The organism is Vogesella lacus (assembly GCF_979366295.1).
Map to the genome: position 1 here is coordinate 1 of NZ_CEETQT010000057.1, position 255 is coordinate 255.

At 65.1% G+C, this 255-nt stretch carries 1 protein-coding gene; it reads right to left on the reverse strand.

Annotated elements, in window-relative coordinates:
- On the reverse strand, window positions 1-255 hold a 255-nt coding region (locus tag ACZ9W6_RS17710; RefSeq protein ID WP_465192500.1), incomplete at both ends, for a hypothetical protein.

Genomic DNA, 255 nt, shown 5'->3' on the forward strand with positions numbered 1-255 from the left:
CACGCCAGATGGCACAGCGCGGCAGCACTTACGCCATGACGGCGCGCCTGCTGGCGGATGGCGAGCGCCAGATCGTCATCCAGCCGCTGGCGCACTTCACGCACATCGGCGCCATTACCCTGAATGTCGGTCAGGCCGAACGGTGCGGTTGGTTCGTCCACGTCACCCAGCAGACTGCGGAAATAAGCCTCATGCTCCGCCTGGCTCACGCCCAGACGCGCCTGTGCCACGAAGTTGCGGAACGGTACTGGTGTC